We start from the raw sequence: 21,589 nt of genomic DNA on the forward strand, positions 1-21,589 counted from the left end.
GGACAGGTCTCGGTGGGCGCCTCACTTCAGGGGCGAGAAGTCGGCCGGCAGGTAGATGGTGGAGTGCATGTCGAGCAACTGGGCGGGCCCGCCCTTGGGGGGCCAGACGCCGTCGCTGACGGTACGGGTACGGATCTCGAGGCGCTCCTCCAGGGTCCGGTAGGGCCAGAGGTGCATGATGCGCGGCGTCTTGCCGTTGGTGGCGTAGAAGGCGGCGGCGAGCGGCGAGTAGGCGTCGGTGGTGCGCGGTGGCACGGCGTCGGTCCAGCCATCGAGGGTGGCCTTGAGCCCCGAAGGACGCACGTCGTAGACGCGCAGCTCGTAGAAGGGGCCGAAGTCACCCGGGGTGATGCCGTCGAGGAAGGGGAAGAGGCTATAGTCCTCGATCCGCATGTTGGTCATGAACTCCTCGACACCCAGCGGGTTGCCGGCCAGCAGCAGATGCTCGCGCTCCGCCTGGCGTGCCTCCAGGCTGTCGAAACCTCGCAGCACGGCCACCTGGTTGAGCGGCCCCAGTTCTGAATACCAGCAGCCGAACAGCTGTCCACCGATCCCGTCGGCCTGCAGGGCTTCCTGGATGCGCGCCATGGCCTTGCCGTGGGTGGCGACGAGAACGGTGAAGGTGATCAGTTCGAAGTGCTTCATGCAGTCTCTCCTGGGGTCGGGGAACCGGAATCGCTCAGGGCGGATGCCGTCTCGTGGCGCTTCCCGGCGGCGTGTAAGCCGGCGATATGGCCGAAGGTCATGGCCGGGCCGAGGTTGATGCCGCCGGCCGGGTAGTAGCCGCCCATGATGCTGGCCATATCGGTGCCGGCGGCGTAGAGGCCGGGGATCGGTGTGCCGTCGCCATCGAGCACCTGGGCGTGCTCGTTGATCTTGAGGCCGGCGAAGGTGCCGAAGCAGCCGGGCACCACCTTCACCGCGTAGAAGGGGCCCTGGTCCAGGGGGGCCACGCAGGGGTTGGGGCCGTGAGCCGGGTCGCCCTGCTTGCGGTTGTAGGGAGTGGAGCCGCGGTCGAACTCCGGGTCCTCGCCCCGGGCGGCGTGGCGGTTGTAGTCGGCTACCGTGGCCGCGAGTCCGTCCGGGTTGATGCCGCACTGGCGGGCCAGCTCCTCCAGGGTCCTGCCGGCCTTGAGGTAGCCCTTCCTGATCCAACGCCGGAAGGGCACCGGCGCCGGTCGGGTGATGCCGATCCCGTAGCGGCGCTGGAAGCCGTGGGTGCAGATCAGCCAGGAGCAGAGCTCCTCTCCCTCGGGCACGGCCTTGACCATGGCGTCCACGTAGTCGTAGTAACCGCTGGCCTCGTTGACGAAGCGCCTGCCGTTCCTGAGCACGCCGATGATGCCCGGCTTGCCGCGGTCGATGATGTGCGGGAAGTGACCGACATGGCCGTCCTGGTAGGGGACCACCGAGACCGGCGCCCAGGCCACCGGCGAGTAGAGGCTGGTGTCGACCTCGCCGCCCACCGACTCGCCGAGGCGCAGGCCGTCGCCATTGGCGGAGGGGGGCGGCAGCGGCCAGTGTTCCTCGCCCGTGGGGGTGTGCGGGAAGAGCTCCTTGCGCCGCGCGATGTCCCAGGGGAAACCGCCGGCGGCCAGCACCACGCCCCGCCGGGCGGTCAGGTTGATCTCGCCATCCGGTGTCTCCACCACCACGCCGGTGACGCGCGCGCCCTCCTTGATCAGGCGACGGGCCGGCGTCGAGACCCGGGTCTCGACGCCCAGCTCGTCGGCGGATTTCGCCAGTCGCCCGGTCAGGGCCACGCCGTTGACCAGCTGCATGGCCCGGCCGTAGCGGGCCAGATCATAGAGATGGCGAGTGAAGCGCTTGGTGACGTGGACGAAGGACCTGAAGGAGCGGGTGACGGTCAGGAAGGCCATCAGATCCGGCCCGGCCTGGATCGGCATGCCCAGGAAAGCGGTCTCCGGCATGGTCCTGCGCAGCTTCTTCAGCGTCTTCCTGTCGAGCTGGCGGCCATCGAAGGGGGCGGCAATCACCGAGCGGCCGCCGGTGCCGGCGCCGGGGGTATCGCCATGCACATCGGCGATGGCGTTGCCGTCGGCGAATTGCAGGGCGGTGTTGTCGTGGAAGAAGGCGACCATCCTGGGCGCGGCATCGAGGAAGGCGTCGATCTTCGCGGGATCGTAGCGCTCGCCCAGCTCATGGCGCAGGTAGGTGCGCACCGTCTCCGGGTCCTCGTCGATCCCGGCGGCCTTGGCCAAGGGGTTGAGCGGGGTCCACATCCAGCCGCCCGACCAGGCGGTGGCACCGCCCAGCCCCTCGGCCTTCTCCACCACCACCACCTTCAGGCCATGCCAGGCGGCGGTGACGGCGGCGGACATGCCGGCCGCGCCGGAGCCCACCACCACCAGATCGAAGTCTTGCTGTCTGTCGGTCATTGCCAGTCCTCTGGAACGCTATTCCATACAAATTTAGAACAAAGTTCCACTTATTGCAATGGGCAGGCATCGTCAACCCCGGGGTGTGCCCGGGGGCCGTGACGGGGGAACGGTGATTCAAGCGACGGGCAGGAGGCCGTAGTGGGTCATCAGCCCGATCACCAGGCTGATGGTGACGAAGGAGGCCAGGGTGCCGACCATCAGGGCGGCGGCACTGACCCCGCCCAGGCCATAGCGCTGGCCGAACAGCGGAAAGACGCTGATCATCGGGGCACAGGCGAACAGCAGGGCACCGGTCAGCAGCATGGGGTCCGCCTCTGGCAGCAGCAGGAAGATGCCGAGCACGGCAAGGGGGTGCAGCAGCAGCTTGCCGACGACGATCTGGCCGACGTCGCCGGCCATGCCGCGGACCTGAAGCCCATACAGGGAGCCGCCGATCACGAACAGCGCGGCGGGACCGGCGGCATCGGCCAACATGTCGATGGCCTTGGCCAGCGGGCCCGGCAGGGCGAGGCCCGATATGGCGAGCAGCACGCCCACCACCAGGCCAATCAGGATGGGATTGCGCACCAGGCGCACGAAGGTCTTGCGGGCCACCGTGACGATACCGGTGCCGCTCTGGCGGCCTGCTTCGGCGAGGATCAGTGCCGCCGGGATGATCAACAGGTTCTCGATCACCATGTTGAGGGCCAGCAGGACCGCCGCCGGCGAGGCGCCGAGCACCATGGCGGCCACGGGGTAGCCGATGAAGCCGCTGTTGGAGGCAGCCATGCCCAGGGCGTGCATGGCGCCCTCGCTGAGTGATTTCCCTTGCAAGCCCAGGGTCAGCAGCAGAGCGAAGCCGAACACCACCAGGGAGCCCAGCCCATAGGCCAGCAGGTAATGGGGCTGGAGGACCTCGTCGAGGGGGTTCTGGGTCAGGGCCCGGATGACCAGGGAGGGCAGGGCGCAGTACATGACGAAGGTGCCCACGCCCTGGAGCTGCTCACGGGTGATGATGCCGCCGGCCATGATCACATAGCCCACGCCGATCAGCAGGAAGATCGGGGTGGTGATGGCGAGGATCTCGAGCACTACGGCCTCCTTGCCGGCGCGTGGGGACGTACGGGTGGTGGGGGATCAGCTGAACAGGCGTGACGAGGCGCTGGCCTGGGAGAGCTCCGCCGCCGCGGCCATCAGGCGCGGCCCCAGGGCCTGGACGCGCTCGGCATCGAGCCGCACGCTGGGCCCGGCGATGCTCAGTGCCCCGATGGGGTGGCCGTCGAGCGGGTGGCGCACCAGGGCCGCCATGGCCGTCGTGCCCGGCCCCATGCTGTCGCTGACCCAGCTGTAGCCACGCTCACGGGTCTGGCGCAGGTGCTCGAACACGGCCTCGCGAGTGCGGGGGGCCCCGGGACCCACCGGATGGTCGGTTTCCAGGCCCTGGGCGTCGATCAGGGCGGTGGCCGCCTCGTCGCTGAGGTCGGCCAGCCAGGCATGACCGCTGGCGGTGCAGAACAGCGGCGCCTCACGGCCCATGTCCGGGTCGTAGCGCAGCCCGGTGCGTGCGCCCTGGGCCTTGGCGATCCAGGTGAGGTGCTGGCCCTCGATGACCGAGAGGCGCACCAGCTCACCGCTCTCCTCGGCCAGGCGGTCGAGGATCGGCTGGATGACGTCGCTGGCCCCGGTGCTCGCCAGGTAGCTCAGTCCCATGGCCATCAGTCGCGTGGTGAGCCGGTAGCGCTGGGTATTCGGATCCTGGCGGACGTGGCCGAGCCGGATCAGTTCATTGCAGATGCGGTGGGCCGCGCTCTTGGGAATGCGCAGTCGATCCGCGATGACCAGCAATGGCATGCCCTCGGCGTCTTCCGAGAGGATTTCCAGCACCCCCAGGGTGCGTTCGATCAGGCTACCCGCCATGGTGGCTATCCATTTGTTGTGAAAACTCGAATTCTAGAATGGTGTTTTGGAAATTGCACCCATCAGCTGACGCTGGTGCGGATTAGTCGGGCCTTGTCCTGCAGCAGCGGAAGGTACTGGCGGATCAGGGTATCGAAGTCGACCCGGGCGGCATTGGTACTGATGTTGATCGCGCCCAGCAGCCGGCCGTTGGCATCGAAGGCCGGCACGGCCACCGAGCGCAGGCCGGAGTCGAGCTCCTGGTCGGCGATGGCGTAGCCCTGCTGGCGCACCTTGAGGATGCACCGCTTGAGCTCGGCCTTGTCGGTGATGGTCTTGTCGGTATGCTTCTCGAGGACCACCCGCGCCAGGAAGGCGTCGAGCTCGGCATCCGGCAGCTGGGCCAGCAGCACCCGTCCCATGGAGGTGTGGGCCGCGGGCAGGCGCGTGCCCACCGAGAGGGTGATGGCCATCAGTCGGTGGCGTGACGAGGAGCGCGCCACGTAGGTGACGTCGTCGCCGTCCAGCACGCCCAGCGACGAGGACTCGCCACACTCGGTGGTGATGTCCTCGAGAATCTGCTGGATCACGCTGCGGTAGTTGTTGGCGGAAAGGAACGCATAGCCGAGGTTCAGCACCTTGGGGGCCAGCTCGAAGTGGCGCTGCTGCTTGCGGACATAGCCCAGGGCATGCAGGGTCAGCAGGAAACGTCGCGCCCGGGCACGGTTCATGCCGGTGCGCGCCGCCACCTCGCTGAGCGTCATGCGCGGGTGGGCCTCGTCGAAGGCCAGGATGACCTCGAGGCCACTGGCCAGTGCCGTGACGAAGTCGCGATCGTCGGGGTTCAGTGCCTCGTCCTGCATAGACGTTTCCATCCGTCGTTATCCTTGGTCGTGTTGCCGGAGAACCGTGGTCTAATCTAGCATATTTGTTCGAAATACGAACACTTGTGCGACCATGGGTGGAGCCTGTCCCCCCCTCGGCCGAGGCCCCACGTAACCACCGGAGAGACCGTCATGCCTGCCGCCCTGATCCAGCACCCCTTCATGAGTCAACCGGCGCTGGCCGAGTGCAACGCCCAGGCCATGGTCGATGCCATGCTGGCCTTCGAGCTGGCCCTGGCCGAGGTCCAGGAGGCCCGCGGGGCGATGCCCGAGGGGGCCAGCCGCACCATGCGCGAGACTCTCGAGGCCCACACCTTCGATTGTGACGCCATCGCCGCCGGTATCGCCACCGGCGGCAACGCCGCCATTCCCTTCGTCAAGCAGGGCCGCGCCGCCCTGCCGGAGGCGCTCAAGCGCTACTGGCACCAGGGCGCCACCAGCCAGGACGTGGTCGACAGTGCCCTGATGCTGTTGCTGGGGCCGCGGCTGACCTCCCTCGACGCCCTGCTGGTGCGCTGCCGGGCCGCGGCGATCGATCTGATGGCCGCCCATGAGGGTACCGTGATGGTGGGCCGCACCCTGATGCAGCAGGCGCTGCCGATCACCTTCGGCGTCAAGGTGGCTCATTGGGCCATCGGCCTGGAGCAGGCGCGCCGCCGGCTGGCGGCGGTCGAGCTGCCGGTGCAGTTCGGCGGCGCCGTGGGGGTGCACTCCGGCTGGGACGACCTGGGCCTCGATTTCATGGACGCGCTCGCCGAGCGGCTGGAGCTGGATGCCGCCGTGCTGCCCTGGCATACCGATCGCCAGCCGATCCATGCCCTGGGCACTGCCCTGGATGCGGTGGCCGGTGCCGCCGAAAAGCTGGCCCTGGACGTCGCCCTGCTGACCCAGACCGAGGTGGGTGAGGTGGCCGAGCCGGCCGGCGAGGGCATGGGCGAGTCCTCCTCCATGCCGCACAAGCGCAACCCGGTGCGCTGCGCGCTGATCCGCGGCGCGGCCCGTCAGGTCCATGGCCACACCACGGTGCTGCTCAACGCCGCCGCCCAGCCACTGGAGCGGGGGCTCGGCGAGTGGCACGCCGAGTGGGCGCCGCTGGTCGACAGCGCGCTGCTGCTCGAGGGCACGCTGGAGCAGGCGGCGGTGCTGCTCGAGGGGCTGGCGGTGCACCCCGAGGCGATGCGGCGCAACCTGGCGGCGACCGGTGGCGGCATCATGGCCGAGCCGGTGTCGCGGCTACTGGCGCCGGTGGTCGGCCCGGACGCGGCCAAGCGCATCAGCGCCGAGGCCGCCGAGGCGGCGCGCCTGCGGGGCCGCCCCTACGCCGAGGCGCTCGAGGCTCATCCCGAAATGCAGAAGAACGTGCAGGGGGAGCTGGGCCCCGAGGCTCTGCGCCAGGCCACGGACCCGGCCTTATACCTTGGTAGTAGCAAGGCCCAGGTGCAGCGAGCCATTAACTGGCTAACAAATATGTAGCCATATGATTTCATTGTATAAAATTTCAACCTCAAGAGGGCTGGCTCGGTCAGCCCTCTTTTTCATGGTTTGACGGCGGTGGCTGGAGGGATTATTTTGTTCGTATCACAAACCTATGTTCGTATATCGAACTATCGATGGTCGGCTCTTCCGGCATCGGCTGAACCACCAGGAGGCGAACCAAGATGGCCGAATTTCTCAGCCTGCATGACGCGGTTGCACGCTACGTCGAGGACGGCGCCACCGTGGCCATGGAGGGCTTTACCCACCTGATTCCCTTTGCCGCGGGTCACGAGGTGATCCGTCAGGGCAAGCGGGACCTGACCCTGATCCGCCTGACCCCCGACCTGATCTACGACCAGCTGATCGGCGCGGGCTGCGCGAAGAAGGTGATCTTCTCCTGGGGCGGCAACCCCGGCGTGGGTTCGCTGCACCGCCTGCGCGATGCCGTCGAGAAGGGCTGGCCCCGCAGGATCGAGATCCTCGAGCACAGCCACGCCGCCATGGCCTGCGCCTTCGAGGCCGGCGCCGCCGGCCTGCCACTGGCGGTACTGCGCGGCTACGTGGGCAGCGAGCTGCCCAACGTCAACGACCAGATCAAGTTCATCGAGTGCCCGTTCACCGGCGAGCGCCTGGCGGCGGTGCCCGCGGTGCGCCCGGACGTCTCCATCGTTCACGCCCAGAAGGCCGACCGGAAAGGCAACGTGCTGGTGGAAGGCATCGTCGGCGTGCAGAAGGAAGCCGTGCTGGCCGCCAAGCACAGCATCGTCACCGTCGAGGAGATCGTCGATGACCTGACCACGCAGTCGGACTACCATCCCAACGCCTGCGTGATCCCGGGCTGGGCCATCGACGCCATCGCCGTGGCCCAGAAGGGGGCCTACCCCTCCTATGCCCACGGCTACTACGACCGCGACAATCGCTTCTACAAGGAGTGGGACGCCATCGCCCGCGATCGCGACGCCTTCACCCAGTGGCTTGAGGAAAACGTCTACAACGCAGGAGGAGAGTCCTGATGAGCATCGAATACACCTCCGCGGAAATGATGACCGTCACCGCCGCTCGCGCCCTGGAGAACGGCATGACCTGCTTCGTCGGCATCGGCTTGCCCAGCGAGGCGGCCAACCTGGCGCGCCTGACCCATGCCCCCGACGTGGTGCTGATCTACGAATCCGGCACCCTGCAGACCAAGCCCGAGGTGCTGCCGCTCTCCATCGGCGACGGCGAGCTGTGCGAGTCGGCGCTGACCACCGTCGCGGTGCCGGAGATGTTTCGCTACTGGCTGCAGGGCGGGAAGGTCAGCGTGGGCTTCCTGGGCACCGCCCAGATCGACCGCTTCGCCAACCTCAACACCACCCTGATCGGCGACTACCATGATCCCAAGGTGCGGCTGCCGGGCGGGGGTGGGGCTCCCGAAATTGCGACGAATGCGGGAGAGGTCTTCATCACCCTGAAGCACTCCAAGCGCGCCTTCGTCAAGGACGTGGACTTCGTCACCACCCTGGGCTTCGGCCGCGACGGCAAGGGCCGCGACGGCGTGCCCAACATCGGCAAGGGCCCCACGCGCGTCATTACCGACCTCTGCGTGATGAAGCCCGACCCCGAGACCAAGGAGCTGACGGTCGTCTCGCTGCACCCGGGAGTGACCCGCGAGGACGTGTGTGATGCCACCGGCTGGGAGATCCGTTTCGCCGACGAACTCGAGAACACCCCGGAGCCCTCGGCCCACGAGCTCGAGATCCTGCGCGACTTGAAAGCGCGTACCGACCGCAAGCACGCCGGCGAGTAAATTCGCCTCAAGACTGTCTATGCTTCGCTCGTCGCGTTTCAGGTGCGAATTTCAGGAGATTTATCAATGAGTAACGTCTATCTTTGTCATCCGCGGCGCACCGCCGTGGGCCGCTTCGGCGGCACCCTGGCCAGTGTGCGTCCCGACGATTTCGCCGCCACCATCTTCAAGGCGGTGCTGGCCGAGGCCCCCCACCTCGACCCCGTCGCCATCGACGAGGTGATCATGGGCTGCGCCAACCAGGCCGGCGAAGACAACCGCAACGTGGCACGCATGTCGGCGCTGCTGGCGGGCCTGCCGACCTCGGTGCCCGGCACCACCATGAACCGCCTGTGCGGCTCGGGCATGGACGCGGTGGGTACCGCCTTCCGCGCCATCAAGGCCGGCGAGTTCGAGCTGGCCCTGGCCGGTGGCGTGGAATCCATGTCCCGCGCGCCCTATGTGCTGGGCAAGGCCGAGAGTGCCTTCTCCCGGACCCAGAAGATCGAGGACACCACCATCGGCTGGCGCTTCATCAATCCCTTGATGAAGAAGCAGTACGGCGTCGACGCCATGCCGGAGACCGCCGAGAACGTCGCCGAGCAGTTCGACATCTCCCGCGAGGACCAGGACGCCTTCGCCCTGCGCTCCCAGCAGAAGGCCGCCGCCGCCCAGCAGGCGGGTCGCTTCGCCGAGGAGATCACCGCCATCGAGATCCCGCGGCGCAAGCAAGCGCCGCTGGTCTTCGACCAGGACGAGCACCTGCGTGAGACCACCCTGGAGAAGCTGGCCGGCCTGCCGACGCCCTTCCGCGAGGGCGGCAGCGTCACCGCCGGCAACGCCTCCGGGGTCAACGACGGCGCCGCCGCCATGCTGGTGGCCAGTGAAGCCGCCGTGGAGAAGCACGGCCTCACGCCCATGGCCAGGATCCTGGGGATGGCCACCGCCGGGGTCGAGCCGCGCACCATGGGCATCGGCCCGGTGCCGGCGGTGCGCAAGCTGCTGGACCGGCTGGGCGTGTCGCTGGACGAGATCGACGTGATCGAGCTCAACGAGGCCTTCGCCGCCCAGGCGCTCGCCTGCATGCGCGACCTCGGGCTCAAGGACGATGACCCGCGGGTCAACCCCAACGGCGGCGGCATTGCCCTGGGCCACCCGCTGGGCATGTCCGGCGCGCGCCTGCTGCTGACCGCGGCTCACGAGTTGCACAAGCAGAACAAGCGCTATGCTTTGTGCACCATGTGCGTGGGCGTGGGGCAGGGCATCGCAACGCTGATTGAAAGAGTTTGAGTCAGGCCTGCCCCCACGAGTCTTTCTGATAAATCAAATGGTTGTGGAAAGGTTGGTGGTTGGTTGCCAGCGTTGGCGAAGCTTTGGGGGTCAGACCCCGGCGGCGGTGTCACGGCCAGCCTGGTGCACCAAGCGGGCCGACACGACAGGGCTGGGGTCTGACCCCAAAAGCGTGGCCTCGGCGCCTGAACTGAGCGACCCCGGGAGATGCTTTCCCTGAGGGCTATATCGAAGCCGGCATAAGTCACGCGCCGGTTTTTTTTGCATTTTTCCGAAGGAGGCTGTGATGGCTTTTCTGGATATCGACGGCTGCAGCGTGGCCTACCGTCTGCTGGGCGCCGAGGCCAACCCGCTGGTGATGCTGGCCCACCCGCTGGGCATGACCCAGGCGGTGTGGGACGACCTGCTGCCGGCGCTGCTGCCGCGCTATCGTGTGCTGACCTGGGACCTGCCCGGCCATGGCGCCAGCCAGGCCTGGCCGACGGACGGCGGCGAGATTACCCCGGCGGCGCTGGCCGCCGAGGCACTGGCCCTGGCCGATCATGCCGGTGCCGGCCGGTTCCACTTCGTCGGCACCTCCATCGGCGGCGTGGTGGGCCAGCAACTGCTGGCCGAGCATGCCGAGCGGCTGCTCTCGGCGACCCTGACCAACACCGGGGCGGTGATCGGCACCAGTGAACTCTGGACCACCCGTGCCGGCCGCGTGCGCGACGAGGGGCTGGCAGCGATTTCCGGCGAGATCGTGCCGCGCTGGTTCTCCGCCGAGCGGCTCGCGGCCGAGCCGGTCCTGGAGACCGGCTGGCGCACCCAGATGGCGCGCACCGACGCCGAGAGCTATGCGCGGCTGTGCGAGATGCTCGGCCGCACCGACTTCACCGGCAAGCTCGCCGGCCCTCTATCGCAATACCCGGACGTGAGGGTCCGGCTGCTGGGCGGCAGCGAGGACCTGGCCACTCCGCCCGAGACGCTGCAGGCCCTGTCTGCCGAGTGCGACGGTGCGCCGCTGGAGATCCTCGAGAACTTCGCCCATGTGCCCTCGGTGGAGTCTCCCGAGGCAGTGGCCAAGCGGCTGCTGCTGTGGCTGGCCGCGGATCGCTCGCGGGTCGGGGAGCAGGGGGTGCCCTACGCCGATGGCCTGGAGACCCGCAAGCAGGTGCTGGGCGAGGAGCACGTGGCCCGCTCGACCGAGAACGCCACCAGCCTGGATGCCCCCTTCCAGCAGATGATCACCCGCCTGGCCTGGGGCGAGCTGTGGAGCAACGACGACCTGACCCGTCGCGAGCGCAGCATGATCACCACCGGGATCCTGGCCGCCCTGGGCCGCGAGGAGCTCACGCTGCACCTCAAGACCGCCCAGCGCATCGGCCTCACCGAGGCCGAGCTGCGCCAGGTGCTGATGCACGTGGCCATCTATGGTGGCGTGCCGGCGGCCAATCACGCCTTTGCACTGGCGAAGGAGCTGGGCTGGGGCAACGGCGAAGCCTGACGGGTCTTCCTTGTCGAGAATCCCTCGCCCCCTGCTGCGTTGGCTCGCCTAGGCACCGAGCGTCAGAAGGGGGCGATGGAGTCCGCGTGATACAGATAGTAGGTATAAGTGATGGTTGCCCACAGACCGCGACCTTATTCTCTATGAGCGAATACCAGTACTACGAATTCCTGGCCGTGGACCGGCCCTTGAGCGCCGATGATCAACAGGCGCTGCGAGCGATCTCCAGCCGGGCGCGCATCACGTCCACCAGCTTCACCAACCACTACGAGTGGGGCGACCTGAAGGCCGACCCCACCCGACTGCTGCAGCGCTACTTCGACCTGCATGTCTATGTGGCGATCTGGGGATCCAAGCGGCTGTTGATTCGGCTGCCCGATGCCGCGCTCAATCCGGCGGATTTTGACGCCTTTCAGCTTGATGAGTGCGAGCTGTTGGAGGTTCGCCAGACTCCCGAAGGCTGGTTGATCGACATTGATGTCGAAGCCGATGAAGAAGCGGAATGGGAGGAGTTCGACGATGGCAGCGGCTGGATGGTGGCGCTGGCGGGGTTGCGCCAGGAGCTGCTCTCCGGTGACCTGCGGCTGTTCTACCTGTGTTGGCTGTGGGCCGTACAGGTCGGCTATATCCGCGAAGAGGCCCTGGAGCCGCTGCCGGGGATCGGCCCCCTGACCCCCAGCCAGCAGGCGCTGGCCGAGTTCATGGCGCTCGATCCCATGCTGGTGGAGGCCGCTGCCGAGTCCGGCGAGAAGGCGCCTGCCGGCAGTGAGGTCGAGGGCTTCGTCGCCTCCCTTCCCCTGCAGGAAAAGGATGCGCTGCTGCGACGCCTGCTGGAGGGCGACGGCAGTGTGACCGCCGAGCTGCAGCGCCGCCTTCGCCAGTATGGTCAGGCGGATCAGCCGCCTCGGTGCAGCGTGGCCGAGTTGAAGCTACAGGCCAATGCCTCGCACGAGCGACATCGCCAGGCCTATCTGGAGGAGAAGGCACGCCGGGAAGCGGAGCAGGCGGCGGCAGAGGAGAAACAGCGTCGGGAGCGAATGGCTCAGGTGGCCAGGCTGGGCGAGCGAGCCTGGCAGGAAGCGCAGAGCCAGATTGGCCGTCGGCAGCCCAAGGGCTACGAGATGGCCGCCGGGTTGCTTGCGGACCTGCGTGAGCTGGCCATCGAACGCGGCGAGCAGACCGCCTTCGAGGAGCGCCTGGACAGGATAGTGGCCGAGCATCGGCGCAAGGGGCGTTTCCTCGAACAGCTGCAACGCCTTGGGTTGTTGCCGTGACTCCTGAGAAACCTATTTCTAGCTGCCCTCAGATGTCTGCATGCTGATCGCAGCTGCGCGTCCGCGCAATCGAACAGCGTCTGCAGTCTGATGGTCGCACCGGCTGATGATGTGCTTGAGGTAGTGTTCCGTGGCCTGGTTGCCAAGGTTTGCCTCGTTCGAGCCAATAGCTGCCTTGACGTTTCACGCCCAGTTCCGCTGGAGTCGCGGCGTATCGAGACCATCCTCGAACGGTCGATGATATTCACGGGTCGAGGCGCCGTCAGGAAAGAAGGTCCAGATGTTGTGTCTCTTCGCCTATCTGATATCCCATGGCTCGGTAACCACGGCGACGTTTGTTCCACATCCGCAGCAGGGCCGGGTGGCCAGCATCCACGTAATCAATGATACGGACGTTCTCCTTGTCGCTATGCTCGCGGTGCAGCCTTCCGGCGTATGTTGCAGGGTGCCTTTCCATGAGACCGGCATGGCAAGTACCAAGGTATCGAGGGGGGATAGTCAAAGCCCTCGCCGACCAGTTTACCCGTGGCTAGTAGAATACGAGGTTGATCATGGGCGAGTGCGTCGAGCCCAGCCATCAGCTCAGCACGCTGTTTCTGTGACATGCGACCATGGAGCACGAAAGGGGGTGGGGCCATCCCGGACAGGGCCGCCTGGATGGCCTTGAGGTGATCAGTGCGCTCGGTCAGGACCAGTATCTTCCGTCCTGCTTCACAGGCATCGGCGATGTCGTTGGCGATCGTTTCTGTTCGCGCATCATCCTGGGCCAGATGGCGGAAAATAGTCTGGATGCCGTCTTCAGGGGAAATATCAACCATTGTTCCCAGCCAGCGCGGCAGTATCAAAAGGTCTTTTGGCGCATTGGCAGGTAGGGCTTACGTATGGCGGATTGGGCCGCATTGCATGTAGATAATAGGCTGTTGGCCGTCACGGCGTATGGGCGTGGCAGTCAACCCGAGGACAAACCGGGCCTTGACCTTTTTGAGAATGGCATCGAAGGATACCGCGCCGACATGGTGGCACTCATCGACGAGGACGTGGCCGTACTTTTCGACCAAGGAGGCGACCTCGCCTTGTCGAGATAACGACTGCATCACCGCAATGTCGATCTTGCCGGTGGGCTGGGACTTGCCACCGCCGATCACGCCAACCACATCTTTATCAGCGGAGAGAAAGAACTGAAGGCGCTCCCGCTACTGGCGGAGTAGGTCTCGGCGATGGACCAGTATCAGGGTATTGGTGCCACGCCGGGCAATCATGGCTGCGGCTGTGACCGTCTTCCCGAAGGCGGTAGGCGCACACAGGATACCGGCGTCATGTCGCAGCATCTCATTCACAGCGGCTTGCTGGTCGGTACGCAGCTTGCCGCTGAAGCGTGTGTCCAGCGGGGTTCCATACTGACGCTCATCCCGAAACTCACAGGCAATATTCTGCTCTCCCAGCAGGGTCTGAACGGCGTCGAGGCAGCCACGAGGTAGGGCGATGTGTAAGGGGTAGTTCTCTGCACAGCCGATGACGCGGGGCTTGTTCCATACGGATAGCCGTAGCGCCTGAGCCTTATAGAACTCCGGGTTCTGGAAGGCCGCCAGTCGGATCAGGCGATTGGTAATTGCTTGGGGTAGTTCAGATTTCTCGAAGTAGATCAGGTTGGCCAGTGTGACAGTCAGCGATGAGGGCATCTGACCGGCATGAGGCTGCTTCGGGAAACTTGGGGATCGCCGCCATGGTGTGGCCAGGTCCTCCTCGCCGATGAAGGTGACATCCAGTGGATGCGCTGCCCCGAGGGCACTCAGGATGGTGGGCTCGATATCATGGGGTGCCATCGTAGAGACCGAAGCCAGGAAGGCCCACTGGTCGGGATAGGGTTGTAGATCGTCATCGACGAATATGCTGCCACCATTGTGGGGGATGCTGGCCAGGGGTCAAACGTCCGGAAACTCCTGAATCACAGCCACTGTGGCAGCGATCCACTGCGCTGAAGCTGACCACCGATCAAGAGGCTGTTGCCATGCCGGGTGCCTCCGGGAGAGCGCTCTGGGATCCAGTCTGGATCGCGCTTGCAGCGAGACCAGGCGCACGCCGGGCTGTTCGGACTCGTCGTCGGGCGCACTGCGCGAGATGGGACGGGGCACGCCGCGGGTTGCCAGTGCGTTGGCAATCTGATCCAGCAGCCGCGGGGTGCGGGCGACCACGCAGCTATCCGCGGCGTCTCACCCTGGTCGGCATCGGCACGGAAGTGTGGCGTGGAGATCGGGAAGGCCGCCCGCAGGTAGTCGCGCAGGCTCAGCTGCAGTTCATGGGCGACGATACTCGGCAGCATGCGGACTCCTTGGGCATTCCCTCGCGCGGGCGCTGGTAGTAACTCAAGTTAACGAACGCCCTGCCACGCCGAGCCCATGGCGGGCCACTCTGTACTTGACTCTGCAATGCGCGGCGAGCGAGTCGTTGCTACTCTGGACTGCCTTGCGAACGTCTCGGCTTGCGCATGGTCCCATATTGGGACATGATGGGCGCATGAGGATCATCGCCATCAAGAATCTGCGCGACTTCTGGATGCTACATCCTGATGCCAAGGCGCCACTGGAAGCCTGGGTCGATGAGGTGAAGCATGCCGACTGGAAAGATGCGCATGACATCAAGGCCAAGTACCGCAGCGCCAGTCCAGTGGGCAACAAGCGCGTCGTGTTCAACATCAAGGGCAACGACTATCGGCTGATCGTCGCCGTTGCCTATCGGTTTGGTGCGGTCTACATCAAGTTCATCGGCACTCACGCGGAGTACGACAAGGTGGATGCCGAAACCGTAGAGATGGAGTAACCCATGAATATTCGCCCCATTCGTACCGAGGACGACTACCTAGCCGCATTGCGGGAAGTGTCCGCCTACTTCGACAATGAGCCGGAACCAGGCACAGAAGAGGGCGACCGCTTCGAGATCCTCTTGACGCTGGTCGAGGCCTATGAAGCCAAGCACTTTCCGGTAGACCTGCCGGACCCCATCGAGGCCATCAAGTTTCGCATGGAGCAGCAAGGGCTCACGCCCAAGGATCTTGAACCCGCCATTGGCCGACGCAACCGCGTCTATGAGATCCTGAACGGCAAGCGCAACCTGACCCTCGCCATGGTCTGGAAACTTCACGACATGTTCGGCATTCCTGCCGAGAGCCTGATCAAGCCCCCTCACCATGCCTGATATTCGCCTGCGTATCGAATTGCTCGACACCGATCCCCTGGTCTGGCGCCGCGTACTGGTGCCGGAGCAGATCAACCTGCACCGCCTGCACGAGGTCATCCAGGCCGCCATGGGCTGGGAGGATTGTCACCTCTTCGAATTCGAGTGCAATGGCCGTTTCTACGGCGAGCCGGACGACTGGAGCGACCGCCCCATCGCGTTGGCGCGCAACGCCAAGCTCAAGACCATCGCCTCGCAGCTGAAGGACAACACCTTCCACTACCTCTACGACTTCGGCGACGACTGGGTGCATCGCATCGTGGTGGAAGAGACCGACCTCGCCGAGACCAACCCTTGCCCGCGGCTGATCGATGGTGCCATGGCCTGCCCGCCGGAAGATATCGGCGGCACCGGTGGTTTTGAGGCGCTCAAGGCAGCCGCCGCCGGGCGCGGCGACGAGCACGGCGAGATGCTGCTGGACGCCATGGGCGGCGATTTCGATCCGCAAAAGCTGGACGAGGACGAGATCGCCTTCATGCTAGAGCCGATCCAGGCCGGCTTTCGCCGGGGCGGCCGCAAGGCAGCCGAACGGCGTATGCCGCCGAGGGCCGCCGCCAAGCGGGATAGGGATGCCTCGCTCCACGAGGAGAACCTTCGCACCATCGAGGAACTGATGCAGGCGCTGCAGGCCGAGAGGGACAGGAATCGCAAGGGATAGACGCCGCCGAGCGTTTCCCCCCGTGCGCTACCAGGCTCCCTCGTTGACGTCGGGGGTGGAGAAGTCGTCGTATCCGGAACCGATGGCGCCTTCGTTGACGCCCGGAGTGTTGAAATCATCGAAGTCCTGCGCGGCAGCTGGCAGGGGTACGGCGAGCAACAGGAGCAGGATGAAGCGGATAGCGATGTGCATGGGGTGGCCTCCTGGGAGGCTTCCGAGTGAGTAAGTCGCTGCCAGGCCTGGGCAGCCAGCGCTGTGCAGCGTCTCATGCCTGGAAGCAGTTTCTGAAGTGCCGGTCCAGGCGATCCCGGTCAGGTTGTGGGGAGGCATCCTGGGGCAGCACCGACAGCATACGTCCGTCCAGGCTGCATCAGGCCCTGCCGCGGCTGATGGCCGGCATGCTCTGCTTCGGCTATCTTCTGGTCTTCGCCATCACCGTGGTCGGCGGCTGGCTCAATGACCTCTCGGGGACCGTGGCGCTGGCCTTTCTGCCGACCCTGCTGATCAGCCTGGTGGCCATGGCGAGCACCCGCCGGCTGCTCGTCTCCCGCCCGCAGGAGGCCTGAATGCTCAACGCCCGCATCAAGCTGCGCCATCTACAGGCCTTTCTGGAGGTGGCGCGCCAGCGCAGCTTCGCGCGAGCCGCGGAACGACTGGCGATCACCCAGCCGGGCATGTCCAAGACCATCCGCGAACTCGAGGAGATACTGGGGGCCAGCCTGTTCGAGCGCACGCCCCAGGGGGTGGCCCTGACCCAGGCGGGCCTGACCCTGCTGCGCCATGCGGGACCGGCATTGCGGGCTCTGGAGGAGGGCGTGGGGGCGATAGGGGATGTAGATCGTGGGACGCGCTGGCTGCGAGTGGGCGCCCTCTCCACCGTGGAGAGCCGGCTGCTGCCCGAAGCCATTCGGCGCTGGCATGCCGAGGAGGCTTCCCGCCGGGAGGTGGGCATCAACGTGGTGACCGGCCCCAGTGCCTTCCTGCTCTCGCGGCTGCGCCGCGGCGAACTGGACCTGGTGGTGGGGCGCATGACCGAGGCGCGCGAGATCCATGACCTGGCCTTCGAGCACCTCTACTACGAGCGCCTGCTGCTGGTGGTGCGGGCCGGGCATCCGCTGGCCGGCAAGCGCGAGCTCCATGCCGCCGAGGTGGTGGACTACCCCTGGGTGCTGCCGCCGCCCCAGACGACGCTCCGCCAGCAGGTGGACAGTTTCTGCGTGCGCCACGCCCTGACCCTGCCGTCGCGTCTGCTGGAGACCCTCTCGTTGCCGCTCAGCTGCGGCTACACCCTGGGCAGTGATGCCATCTGGGTGGCACCGGAGGAGGCCGTGCGCGAGGGCATTGCGGCAGGGCAGCTCTGCGAGCTTTCGCTGCCGCTGGAGCAGCAGGGGGGCTCGGTGGGGCTCTGCACCAATACCACCCTGCAGCCCTCGCTGGGGCTGGAGGCCTTCTGCGAGACGCTGCGGGAGGTGGCGACCGGGCTGGCGGCGGTCACTCGCTAGTCCATAACCTATGGGTTATGTGGTGGCGTGGAGACGTCAATTGGCAGTCGTGTGGCAAGACACCACCCTGATGGGGATCAATCAATCACCCCAGAGACGATCGATATGCAGGAAGACAACAAGCGCTTCGTTGAACGTGACCGCAACTGGCATCCGCCGGCCTATGCGCCCGGCTACAAGACCTCCGTGGCCCGCTCCCCGCAGCAGGCGCTGGTCAGCATGCAGAAGCCCACTGCCTCGGAGCTCAGCGGCCCCGATTTTCGTCATCTGCGCATGGGCCCCCACGACAATGACCTGCTGCTGAACTTCAGCCAGGGCCAGGGCCTCCCCCAGGGCGAGCGCATCATCATGTTCGGCCGGGTGGTCGACCAGTTCGGCAAGCCGGTGCCCCATACCCTGGTGGAGATGTGGCAGGCCAACGCCGGCGGCCGCTATCGCCACAAGAACGACCGCTACCTGGCGCCGCTGGATCCCAACTTCGGCGGCGTGGGCCGCTGTCTGACCGATGAGGCGGGCTGGTACCGTTTCCGCACCATCAAGCCGGGCCCTTACCCCTGGCCCAACGACATGAACAGCTGGCGTCCATCCCACATCCACGTCTCGGTGATGGGGCCGTCGATCTCCACCCGCCTGATCACCCAGATGTACTTCGAGGGCGATCCGCTGATCCCGCTGTGCCCCATCGTCAACACCATCAAGGATCGCGATGCCGTCGAGACCATGGTCGGTCGCCTGGACATGGCCCGCAGCAACCCCATGGACTGCCTGGCCTACCGCTTCGACCTGGTGGTACGCGGTGAACTGCAGACCTACTTCGAAAACCAGTGACCGTCGAAAACCAGTAACCGGTTCGAGAACCAGCGACAGGATGGGGAGAATCCGACATGAAACAGCCCAACACCCAGCCCGCCAGTGAACTGATGCTGCGCGAGACCGCCTCCCAGACCGCCGGGCCCTATGTGCATATCGGCCTGGCCCTGGCCGCTGCCGGCAACCCGACCCGTGACGAGGAGATCTGGAACGAGATGGCCAGGCCCGAGGCCGAGGGCGAGCCGATCGAGGTCGTCGGTACCGTGGTCGACGGCAACGGCGACCTGGTGCGCGACGCCTTCCTCGAGGCCTGGCAGGCCGACGCCAAGGGCGAGTACCAGCGCGAGTACGACCTGAAGAAGCCGTTCAACGGCTTCGGGCGCACCGCCACGACGTTCGACCACGGCAGCGAATGGTCTCTCAAGACCATCAAGCCGGGCCCGGTGGCCCACGCCAGCGGCCAGCCGCAGGCACCGCACATCAACCTGACGCTCTTCGCCCGCGGCATCAACATCCACCTGCAGACCCGCCTCTACTTCGAGGACGAGGCCGAGGCCAACGCCCAGTGTCCGGTGCTGAGCCGCATCGAGTCGCCGGCCCGCCGCCAGACGCTGATCGCGAAACGAGAGGAAGTCGAGGGCAAGGTGCGCTACCGCCTCGATATCCGCCTGCAGGGCGAGGGCGAAACGGTCTTCTTCGACTTCTGATACGGCGCTCCTGAGCACCAGGAACTCAGCCGTCAGCGCCGTCCCCAGGGGGCGGCGTTCGGCGTTGACGACGCCGACCACCCACGCGCGGGGAAACACCCCGCCAACGAAAAGAACCAGCGTATCGTTTCGATACGAGGAGAGGTCCCATGTCCAGCCCCTGCATCATCTGCGTTGCCATCACCGGCAGCCTGCCGCGCAAGGAAAACAACCCTGCCGTTCCCATCACCATCGAGGAGCAGATCGAGAGCACCCAGGCGGCCTTCGAGGCCGGGGCCAGCATCGCCCATTGCCATGTGCGCAATGATGACCAGACCCCCACCTCGGATCCCGAGAAGTTCGCCAGGTTGTTGGAGGGCCTGAAGAAACACTGCCCGGGCATGATCGTCCAGCTCTCCACCGGCGGGCGTTCGGGGGCAGGCGAGGAGCGCGGCGGCATGTTGCCGCTCAAGCCCGACATGGCCAGCCTCTCGGTGGGCTCCAACAACTTCCCCAACCGCGTCTACGAGAACCCGCCGCAGCTGGTGGACTGGCTCGCCGAGGAGATGCTCAAGTACGACATCAAGCCCGAGATCGAGGCGTTCGACCTGTCACACCTCCATCAGGCGGTGAACCTCTCGAAACAGGGCAAGCTCAAGGCGCCGCTCTACGTGCAGTTCGTGATGGGCGTCAAGAACGCCATGCCGGCGGACAAGCCGACCTTCGACTTCTATATCGAGACCCTGAAGCGGCTCGCCCCGGACGCCCAGTGGTGCGGCGCCGGCATCGGGCCCAACCAGGTCCTGCTCAACGAGTGGTCCATCGCCGCGGGCGGCCATACCCGCACGGGTCTCGAGGACAATGTGCGCCTCGATCGCGACACCCTGGCTCCCTCGAATGCGGCCCTGGTCGAGCGCACCGTGGCGCTGTGCGAGAAGTACGAACGCCCCGTGGCCACCTGGCAGCAGGCCCGCGAGATCCTGGGCCTGAAGGCCGGCTGACGAGGGGAGCCTCAGCGCATGCCATGCTTCTTGAGCCGCTAGGAGCCTGTCGGATTTGACCGATCGTCGCGAGAGACACGGATTTCGAGACAAGTTTATCGATCTGATGAGGCGAATAGCGGGCTCTTTAACGAAGCAGATCGAATGAAGTTGGCCGAAAGCCCGGGTTTCGCAGTAGATCAGCGTTAAGTCCGACAGGCTCCTAGGCATAGGCGGCGCGGGTCATGCCCAGCTGGCGGGGCCTTTTCCGTGCCGAGGAGCCATAGCACCATCCGTTCTGTTTCCCTTCACGAGCCGGCATATCGAGACGGTGATGGCCCCTGAGTCGGCTTACTTATATGGTCCCGTCCCCGCCCGATTTTCGGCCGTTTTTGCTATATTTTATATGCAGTCCAGACAGGGGGATAAGGCCATGAACGTCAGTGAAGTCATGCACCGCGGAGTAGAGTGGTGCCCCCCCGATACCTCGCTCACGGAGATCGCCAAGCTCTTTCGGGAGAAAGACATTGGGGCGGTGCCCCTTGGCGAGAATGATCGGCTGGTGGGAATGCTGACCGATCGTGACATTGTATGCCGCGGTATCGTCGAAGGTAAGGACATTGCATCGCTCACCGCCCGTGACGTGATGACCAGCGACATCGTCTATTGCTGGGAAGATGACAGCGTCGAAGATGTCGTGCATCTGATGGAAGAGCGGCAGGTTCGCCGCTTGCCTGTCATCAACAAGAACAAGCGCCTGGTCGGTATGCTGTCCATGGGTGACCTATCGCATACCACCCCCCATGAACTTCGGGGTGAATTCATGGAAGCGGTTTCCGCCCATCACTGACCAGCGGTGTCATCGCGAACGGCGGCGGGCATCCCATGCCCGCCGCCGTGCTGTGTCTATCTGATGCTTGCTCCGTTCTGCGTGATCGCCTGCGAGGCACCGGACAACTACGTTGACCGATAGGGCATCCGTGCGGGCATGACCCATGTGAACGACATGCCGGTCAACGACGAGGCGCATGTGCCCTTCGGCGGCGAGAAGAACTCCGGCCTGGGCCGCTTCAACGGCGACTGGGCCATCGAGGAGTTCACTACCGATCACTGGACAGCGTCCAGCATACGCCGCGCCCCTATCCGTTCTGAGACATCACCGTCAGCCACGTCTTTCAATCACGATAGGCGTCGATGCTCGGGCAGGAGCAGATCAGCTGGCGGTCGCCGAAGACGTTGTCGACCCGGTTGACCGCCGGCCACACCTTGG

At 65.7% G+C, this 21,589-nt stretch carries 22 protein-coding genes and 2 pseudogenes; 16 read left to right on the forward strand and 8 right to left on the reverse strand.

Translation table 11 applies throughout. The annotated features are described in order from the left end of the window. Positions 1-21 precede the first annotated feature (21 nt). The 5 genes from CR157_RS19800 to CR157_RS19820 all read right to left on the reverse strand — a co-directional run bounded on the left by CR157_RS19800 (position 22) and on the right by CR157_RS19820 (position 5,140). The gene (locus tag CR157_RS19800; protein WP_110285264.1) at positions 22-645 is read right to left on the reverse strand and encodes an NIPSNAP family protein; all 624 of its coding nucleotides are present in this window, start codon (positions 643-645) and stop codon (positions 22-24) included. Continuing rightward, a complete protein-coding gene (locus CR157_RS19805; RefSeq protein ID WP_110285265.1) occupies positions 642-2,399 on the reverse strand; it encodes an FAD-dependent oxidoreductase in 1,758 nt (585 codons plus the stop codon). The genes CR157_RS19800 and CR157_RS19805 overlap by 4 nt, the downstream gene beginning before the upstream one ends. A gap of 117 nt (positions 2,400-2,516) precedes the next feature. Beyond that, positions 2,517-3,473, reverse strand: a complete 957-nt coding sequence (locus CR157_RS19810; protein ID WP_110285266.1) for an AEC family transporter — start codon at positions 3,471-3,473, stop codon at positions 2,517-2,519. Positions 3,474-3,518: 45 nt separating this feature from the next. After that, a complete protein-coding gene (locus tag CR157_RS19815; RefSeq protein WP_110285267.1) occupies positions 3,519-4,298 on the reverse strand; it encodes an IclR family transcriptional regulator in 780 nt (259 codons plus the stop codon). Between the two features lie 62 nt (positions 4,299-4,360). After that, the gene (locus tag CR157_RS19820) at positions 4,361-5,140 is read right to left on the reverse strand and encodes an IclR family transcriptional regulator domain-containing protein (RefSeq protein ID WP_110285268.1); all 780 of its coding nucleotides are present in this window, start codon (positions 5,138-5,140) and stop codon (positions 4,361-4,363) included. A 153-nt stretch (positions 5,141-5,293) separates the two neighbouring features. Between CR157_RS19820 and CR157_RS19825 the strand changes: the two genes are divergently transcribed. The 6 genes from CR157_RS19825 to CR157_RS19850 all read left to right on the forward strand — a co-directional run bounded on the left by CR157_RS19825 (position 5,294) and on the right by CR157_RS19850 (position 12,452). After that, on the forward strand, positions 5,294-6,634 hold the full coding sequence (locus CR157_RS19825) for a class-II fumarase/aspartase family protein (protein WP_110285269.1): 1,341 nt from the start codon (positions 5,294-5,296) through the stop codon (positions 6,632-6,634). 185 nt (positions 6,635-6,819) lie between these two features. Beyond that, positions 6,820-7,650 carry a CoA transferase subunit A gene (locus tag CR157_RS19830; RefSeq protein WP_110285270.1) on the forward strand — a complete coding sequence of 277 codons (831 nt, stop codon included), beginning with the start codon at positions 6,820-6,822 and terminating at the stop codon, positions 7,648-7,650. Beyond that, positions 7,650-8,423: a CoA-transferase subunit beta gene (locus CR157_RS19835; RefSeq protein ID WP_110285271.1), complete on the forward strand. Its 774-nt coding sequence runs from the start codon at positions 7,650-7,652 to the stop codon at positions 8,421-8,423. The genes CR157_RS19830 and CR157_RS19835 overlap by 1 nt, the downstream gene beginning before the upstream one ends. A 66-nt stretch (positions 8,424-8,489) precedes the next feature. Continuing rightward, on the forward strand, positions 8,490-9,692 hold the full coding sequence (gene pcaF, locus CR157_RS19840) for a 3-oxoadipyl-CoA thiolase (protein WP_110285272.1): 1,203 nt from the start codon (positions 8,490-8,492) through the stop codon (positions 9,690-9,692). 286 nt (positions 9,693-9,978) lie between these two features. Then, positions 9,979-11,178: an alpha/beta fold hydrolase gene (locus tag CR157_RS19845; protein ID WP_110285273.1), complete on the forward strand. Its 1,200-nt coding sequence runs from the start codon at positions 9,979-9,981 to the stop codon at positions 11,176-11,178. A gap of 143 nt (positions 11,179-11,321) precedes the next feature. Continuing rightward, on the forward strand, positions 11,322-12,452 hold the full coding sequence (locus CR157_RS19850; RefSeq protein WP_110285274.1) for a hypothetical protein: 1,131 nt from the start codon (positions 11,322-11,324) through the stop codon (positions 12,450-12,452). A 407-nt stretch (positions 12,453-12,859) separates the two neighbouring features. On the opposite strand, the gene CR157_RS22855 is transcribed toward CR157_RS19850, so the two are convergent. Next, complete coding sequence (locus tag CR157_RS22855) at positions 12,860-13,270, reverse strand: hypothetical protein (protein ID WP_219999979.1); 411 nt, start codon at positions 13,268-13,270, stop codon at positions 12,860-12,862. A 57-nt stretch (positions 13,271-13,327) separates the two neighbouring features. Further along, positions 13,328-14,275 (reverse strand): annotated as a pseudogene (locus CR157_RS22865) (DEAD/DEAH box helicase family protein). Positions 14,276-14,966: 691 nt separating this feature from the next. On the opposite strand from CR157_RS22865, the gene CR157_RS19860 reads away from it, so the two are divergent. The 3 genes from CR157_RS19860 to CR157_RS19870 are packed head-to-tail and all read left to right on the forward strand — an operon-like array spanning position 14,967 to position 16,341. Then, entirely contained in the window at positions 14,967-15,269 is a 303-nt protein-coding gene (locus CR157_RS19860) for a type II toxin-antitoxin system HigB family toxin (RefSeq protein ID WP_110285275.1), read from the forward strand. A 3-nt stretch (positions 15,270-15,272) separates the two neighbouring features. Then, entirely contained in the window at positions 15,273-15,644 is a 372-nt protein-coding gene (locus CR157_RS19865; RefSeq protein ID WP_110285276.1) for a helix-turn-helix domain-containing protein, read from the forward strand. Further along, positions 15,637-16,341, forward strand: a complete 705-nt coding sequence (locus CR157_RS19870; protein ID WP_110285277.1) for a plasmid pRiA4b ORF-3 family protein — start codon at positions 15,637-15,639, stop codon at positions 16,339-16,341. The genes CR157_RS19865 and CR157_RS19870 overlap by 8 nt, the downstream gene beginning before the upstream one ends. Before the next feature lie 27 nt (positions 16,342-16,368). Here CR157_RS19870 and CR157_RS22690 read toward each other — a convergent pair whose 3' ends face one another. Continuing rightward, complete coding sequence (locus tag CR157_RS22690) at positions 16,369-16,533, reverse strand: hypothetical protein (RefSeq protein WP_181422123.1); 165 nt, start codon at positions 16,531-16,533, stop codon at positions 16,369-16,371. A gap of 26 nt (positions 16,534-16,559) precedes the next feature. Here CR157_RS22690 and CR157_RS22415 point away from each other — a divergent pair, with 26 nt between their 5' ends. The 7 genes and pseudogenes from CR157_RS22415 to CR157_RS22870 all read left to right on the forward strand — a co-directional run. Next, positions 16,560-16,907: a hypothetical protein gene (locus CR157_RS22415; protein WP_146218738.1), complete on the forward strand. Its 348-nt coding sequence runs from the start codon at positions 16,560-16,562 to the stop codon at positions 16,905-16,907. Then, complete coding sequence (pcaQ, locus tag CR157_RS19875; protein WP_110285278.1) at positions 16,908-17,843, forward strand: pca operon transcription factor PcaQ; 936 nt, start codon at positions 16,908-16,910, stop codon at positions 17,841-17,843. Between the two features lie 105 nt (positions 17,844-17,948). Further along, entirely contained in the window at positions 17,949-18,671 is a 723-nt protein-coding gene (pcaH, locus tag CR157_RS19880) for a protocatechuate 3,4-dioxygenase subunit beta (RefSeq protein WP_110285279.1), read from the forward strand. A 56-nt stretch (positions 18,672-18,727) separates the two neighbouring features. Continuing rightward, on the forward strand, positions 18,728-19,360 hold the full coding sequence (gene pcaG / locus CR157_RS19885) for a protocatechuate 3,4-dioxygenase subunit alpha (protein WP_110285280.1): 633 nt from the start codon (positions 18,728-18,730) through the stop codon (positions 19,358-19,360). 149 nt (positions 19,361-19,509) lie between these two features. Next, positions 19,510-20,340, forward strand: a complete 831-nt coding sequence (locus tag CR157_RS19890) for a 3-keto-5-aminohexanoate cleavage protein (RefSeq protein WP_110285281.1) — start codon at positions 19,510-19,512, stop codon at positions 20,338-20,340. Between the two features lie 412 nt (positions 20,341-20,752). Further along, on the forward strand, positions 20,753-21,169 hold the full coding sequence (locus tag CR157_RS19895; protein ID WP_110285305.1) for a CBS domain-containing protein: 417 nt from the start codon (positions 20,753-20,755) through the stop codon (positions 21,167-21,169). 123 nt (positions 21,170-21,292) lie between these two features. Then, a pseudogene (locus tag CR157_RS22870) lies at positions 21,293-21,471 on the forward strand (aldehyde dehydrogenase family protein); the annotation flags it as partial. Positions 21,472-21,589: the final 118 nt, after the last annotated feature.

It is taken from the genome of Halomonas sp. LBP4, assembly GCF_003202205.1.
Lineage (GTDB): Bacteria > Pseudomonadota > Gammaproteobacteria > Pseudomonadales > Halomonadaceae > Halomonas > Halomonas flagellata.

Excerpts from the sequence above, each read along its gene's own strand:
- CR157_RS19890 (WP_110285281.1), top strand. The coding sequence starts at position 19,510 with ATGTCCAGCCCCTGCATCATCTGCGTTGCCATCACCGGCAGCCTGCCG.
- CR157_RS19845 (WP_110285273.1), top strand. The coding sequence starts at position 9,979 with ATGGCTTTTCTGGATATCGACGGCTGCAGCGTGGCCTACCGTCTGCTG.
- CR157_RS19835 (WP_110285271.1), top strand. The coding sequence starts at position 7,650 with ATGAGCATCGAATACACCTCCGCGGAAATGATGACCGTCACCGCCGCT.
- pcaH (WP_110285279.1), top strand. The coding sequence starts at position 17,949 with ATGCAGGAAGACAACAAGCGCTTCGTTGAACGTGACCGCAACTGGCAT.
- CR157_RS22855 (WP_219999979.1), bottom strand. The coding sequence starts at position 13,270 with ATGGTTGATATTTCCCCTGAAGACGGCATCCAGACTATTTTCCGCCAT.
- CR157_RS19815 (WP_110285267.1), bottom strand. The coding sequence starts at position 4,298 with ATGGCGGGTAGCCTGATCGAACGCACCCTGGGGGTGCTGGAAATCCTC.
- CR157_RS19800 (WP_110285264.1), bottom strand. The coding sequence starts at position 645 with ATGAAGCACTTCGAACTGATCACCTTCACCGTTCTCGTCGCCACCCAC.
- CR157_RS19805 (WP_110285265.1), bottom strand. The coding sequence starts at position 2,399 with ATGACCGACAGACAGCAAGACTTCGATCTGGTGGTGGTGGGCTCCGGC.
- CR157_RS19860 (WP_110285275.1), top strand. The coding sequence starts at position 14,967 with ATGAGGATCATCGCCATCAAGAATCTGCGCGACTTCTGGATGCTACAT.
- pcaQ (WP_110285278.1), top strand. The coding sequence starts at position 16,908 with ATGCTCAACGCCCGCATCAAGCTGCGCCATCTACAGGCCTTTCTGGAG.
- CR157_RS19895 (WP_110285305.1), top strand. The coding sequence starts at position 20,753 with ATGAACGTCAGTGAAGTCATGCACCGCGGAGTAGAGTGGTGCCCCCCC.
- pcaF (WP_110285272.1), top strand. The coding sequence starts at position 8,490 with ATGAGTAACGTCTATCTTTGTCATCCGCGGCGCACCGCCGTGGGCCGC.
- pcaG (WP_110285280.1), top strand. The coding sequence starts at position 18,728 with ATGAAACAGCCCAACACCCAGCCCGCCAGTGAACTGATGCTGCGCGAG.
- CR157_RS22690 (WP_181422123.1), bottom strand. The coding sequence starts at position 16,533 with ATGCACATCGCTATCCGCTTCATCCTGCTCCTGTTGCTCGCCGTACCC.
- CR157_RS19870 (WP_110285277.1), top strand. The coding sequence starts at position 15,637 with ATGCCTGATATTCGCCTGCGTATCGAATTGCTCGACACCGATCCCCTG.
- CR157_RS19820 (WP_110285268.1), bottom strand. The coding sequence starts at position 5,140 with ATGCAGGACGAGGCACTGAACCCCGACGATCGCGACTTCGTCACGGCA.
- CR157_RS19825 (WP_110285269.1), top strand. The coding sequence starts at position 5,294 with ATGCCTGCCGCCCTGATCCAGCACCCCTTCATGAGTCAACCGGCGCTG.
- CR157_RS19865 (WP_110285276.1), top strand. The coding sequence starts at position 15,273 with ATGAATATTCGCCCCATTCGTACCGAGGACGACTACCTAGCCGCATTG.
- CR157_RS19830 (WP_110285270.1), top strand. The coding sequence starts at position 6,820 with ATGGCCGAATTTCTCAGCCTGCATGACGCGGTTGCACGCTACGTCGAG.
- CR157_RS19850 (WP_110285274.1), top strand. The coding sequence starts at position 11,322 with ATGAGCGAATACCAGTACTACGAATTCCTGGCCGTGGACCGGCCCTTG.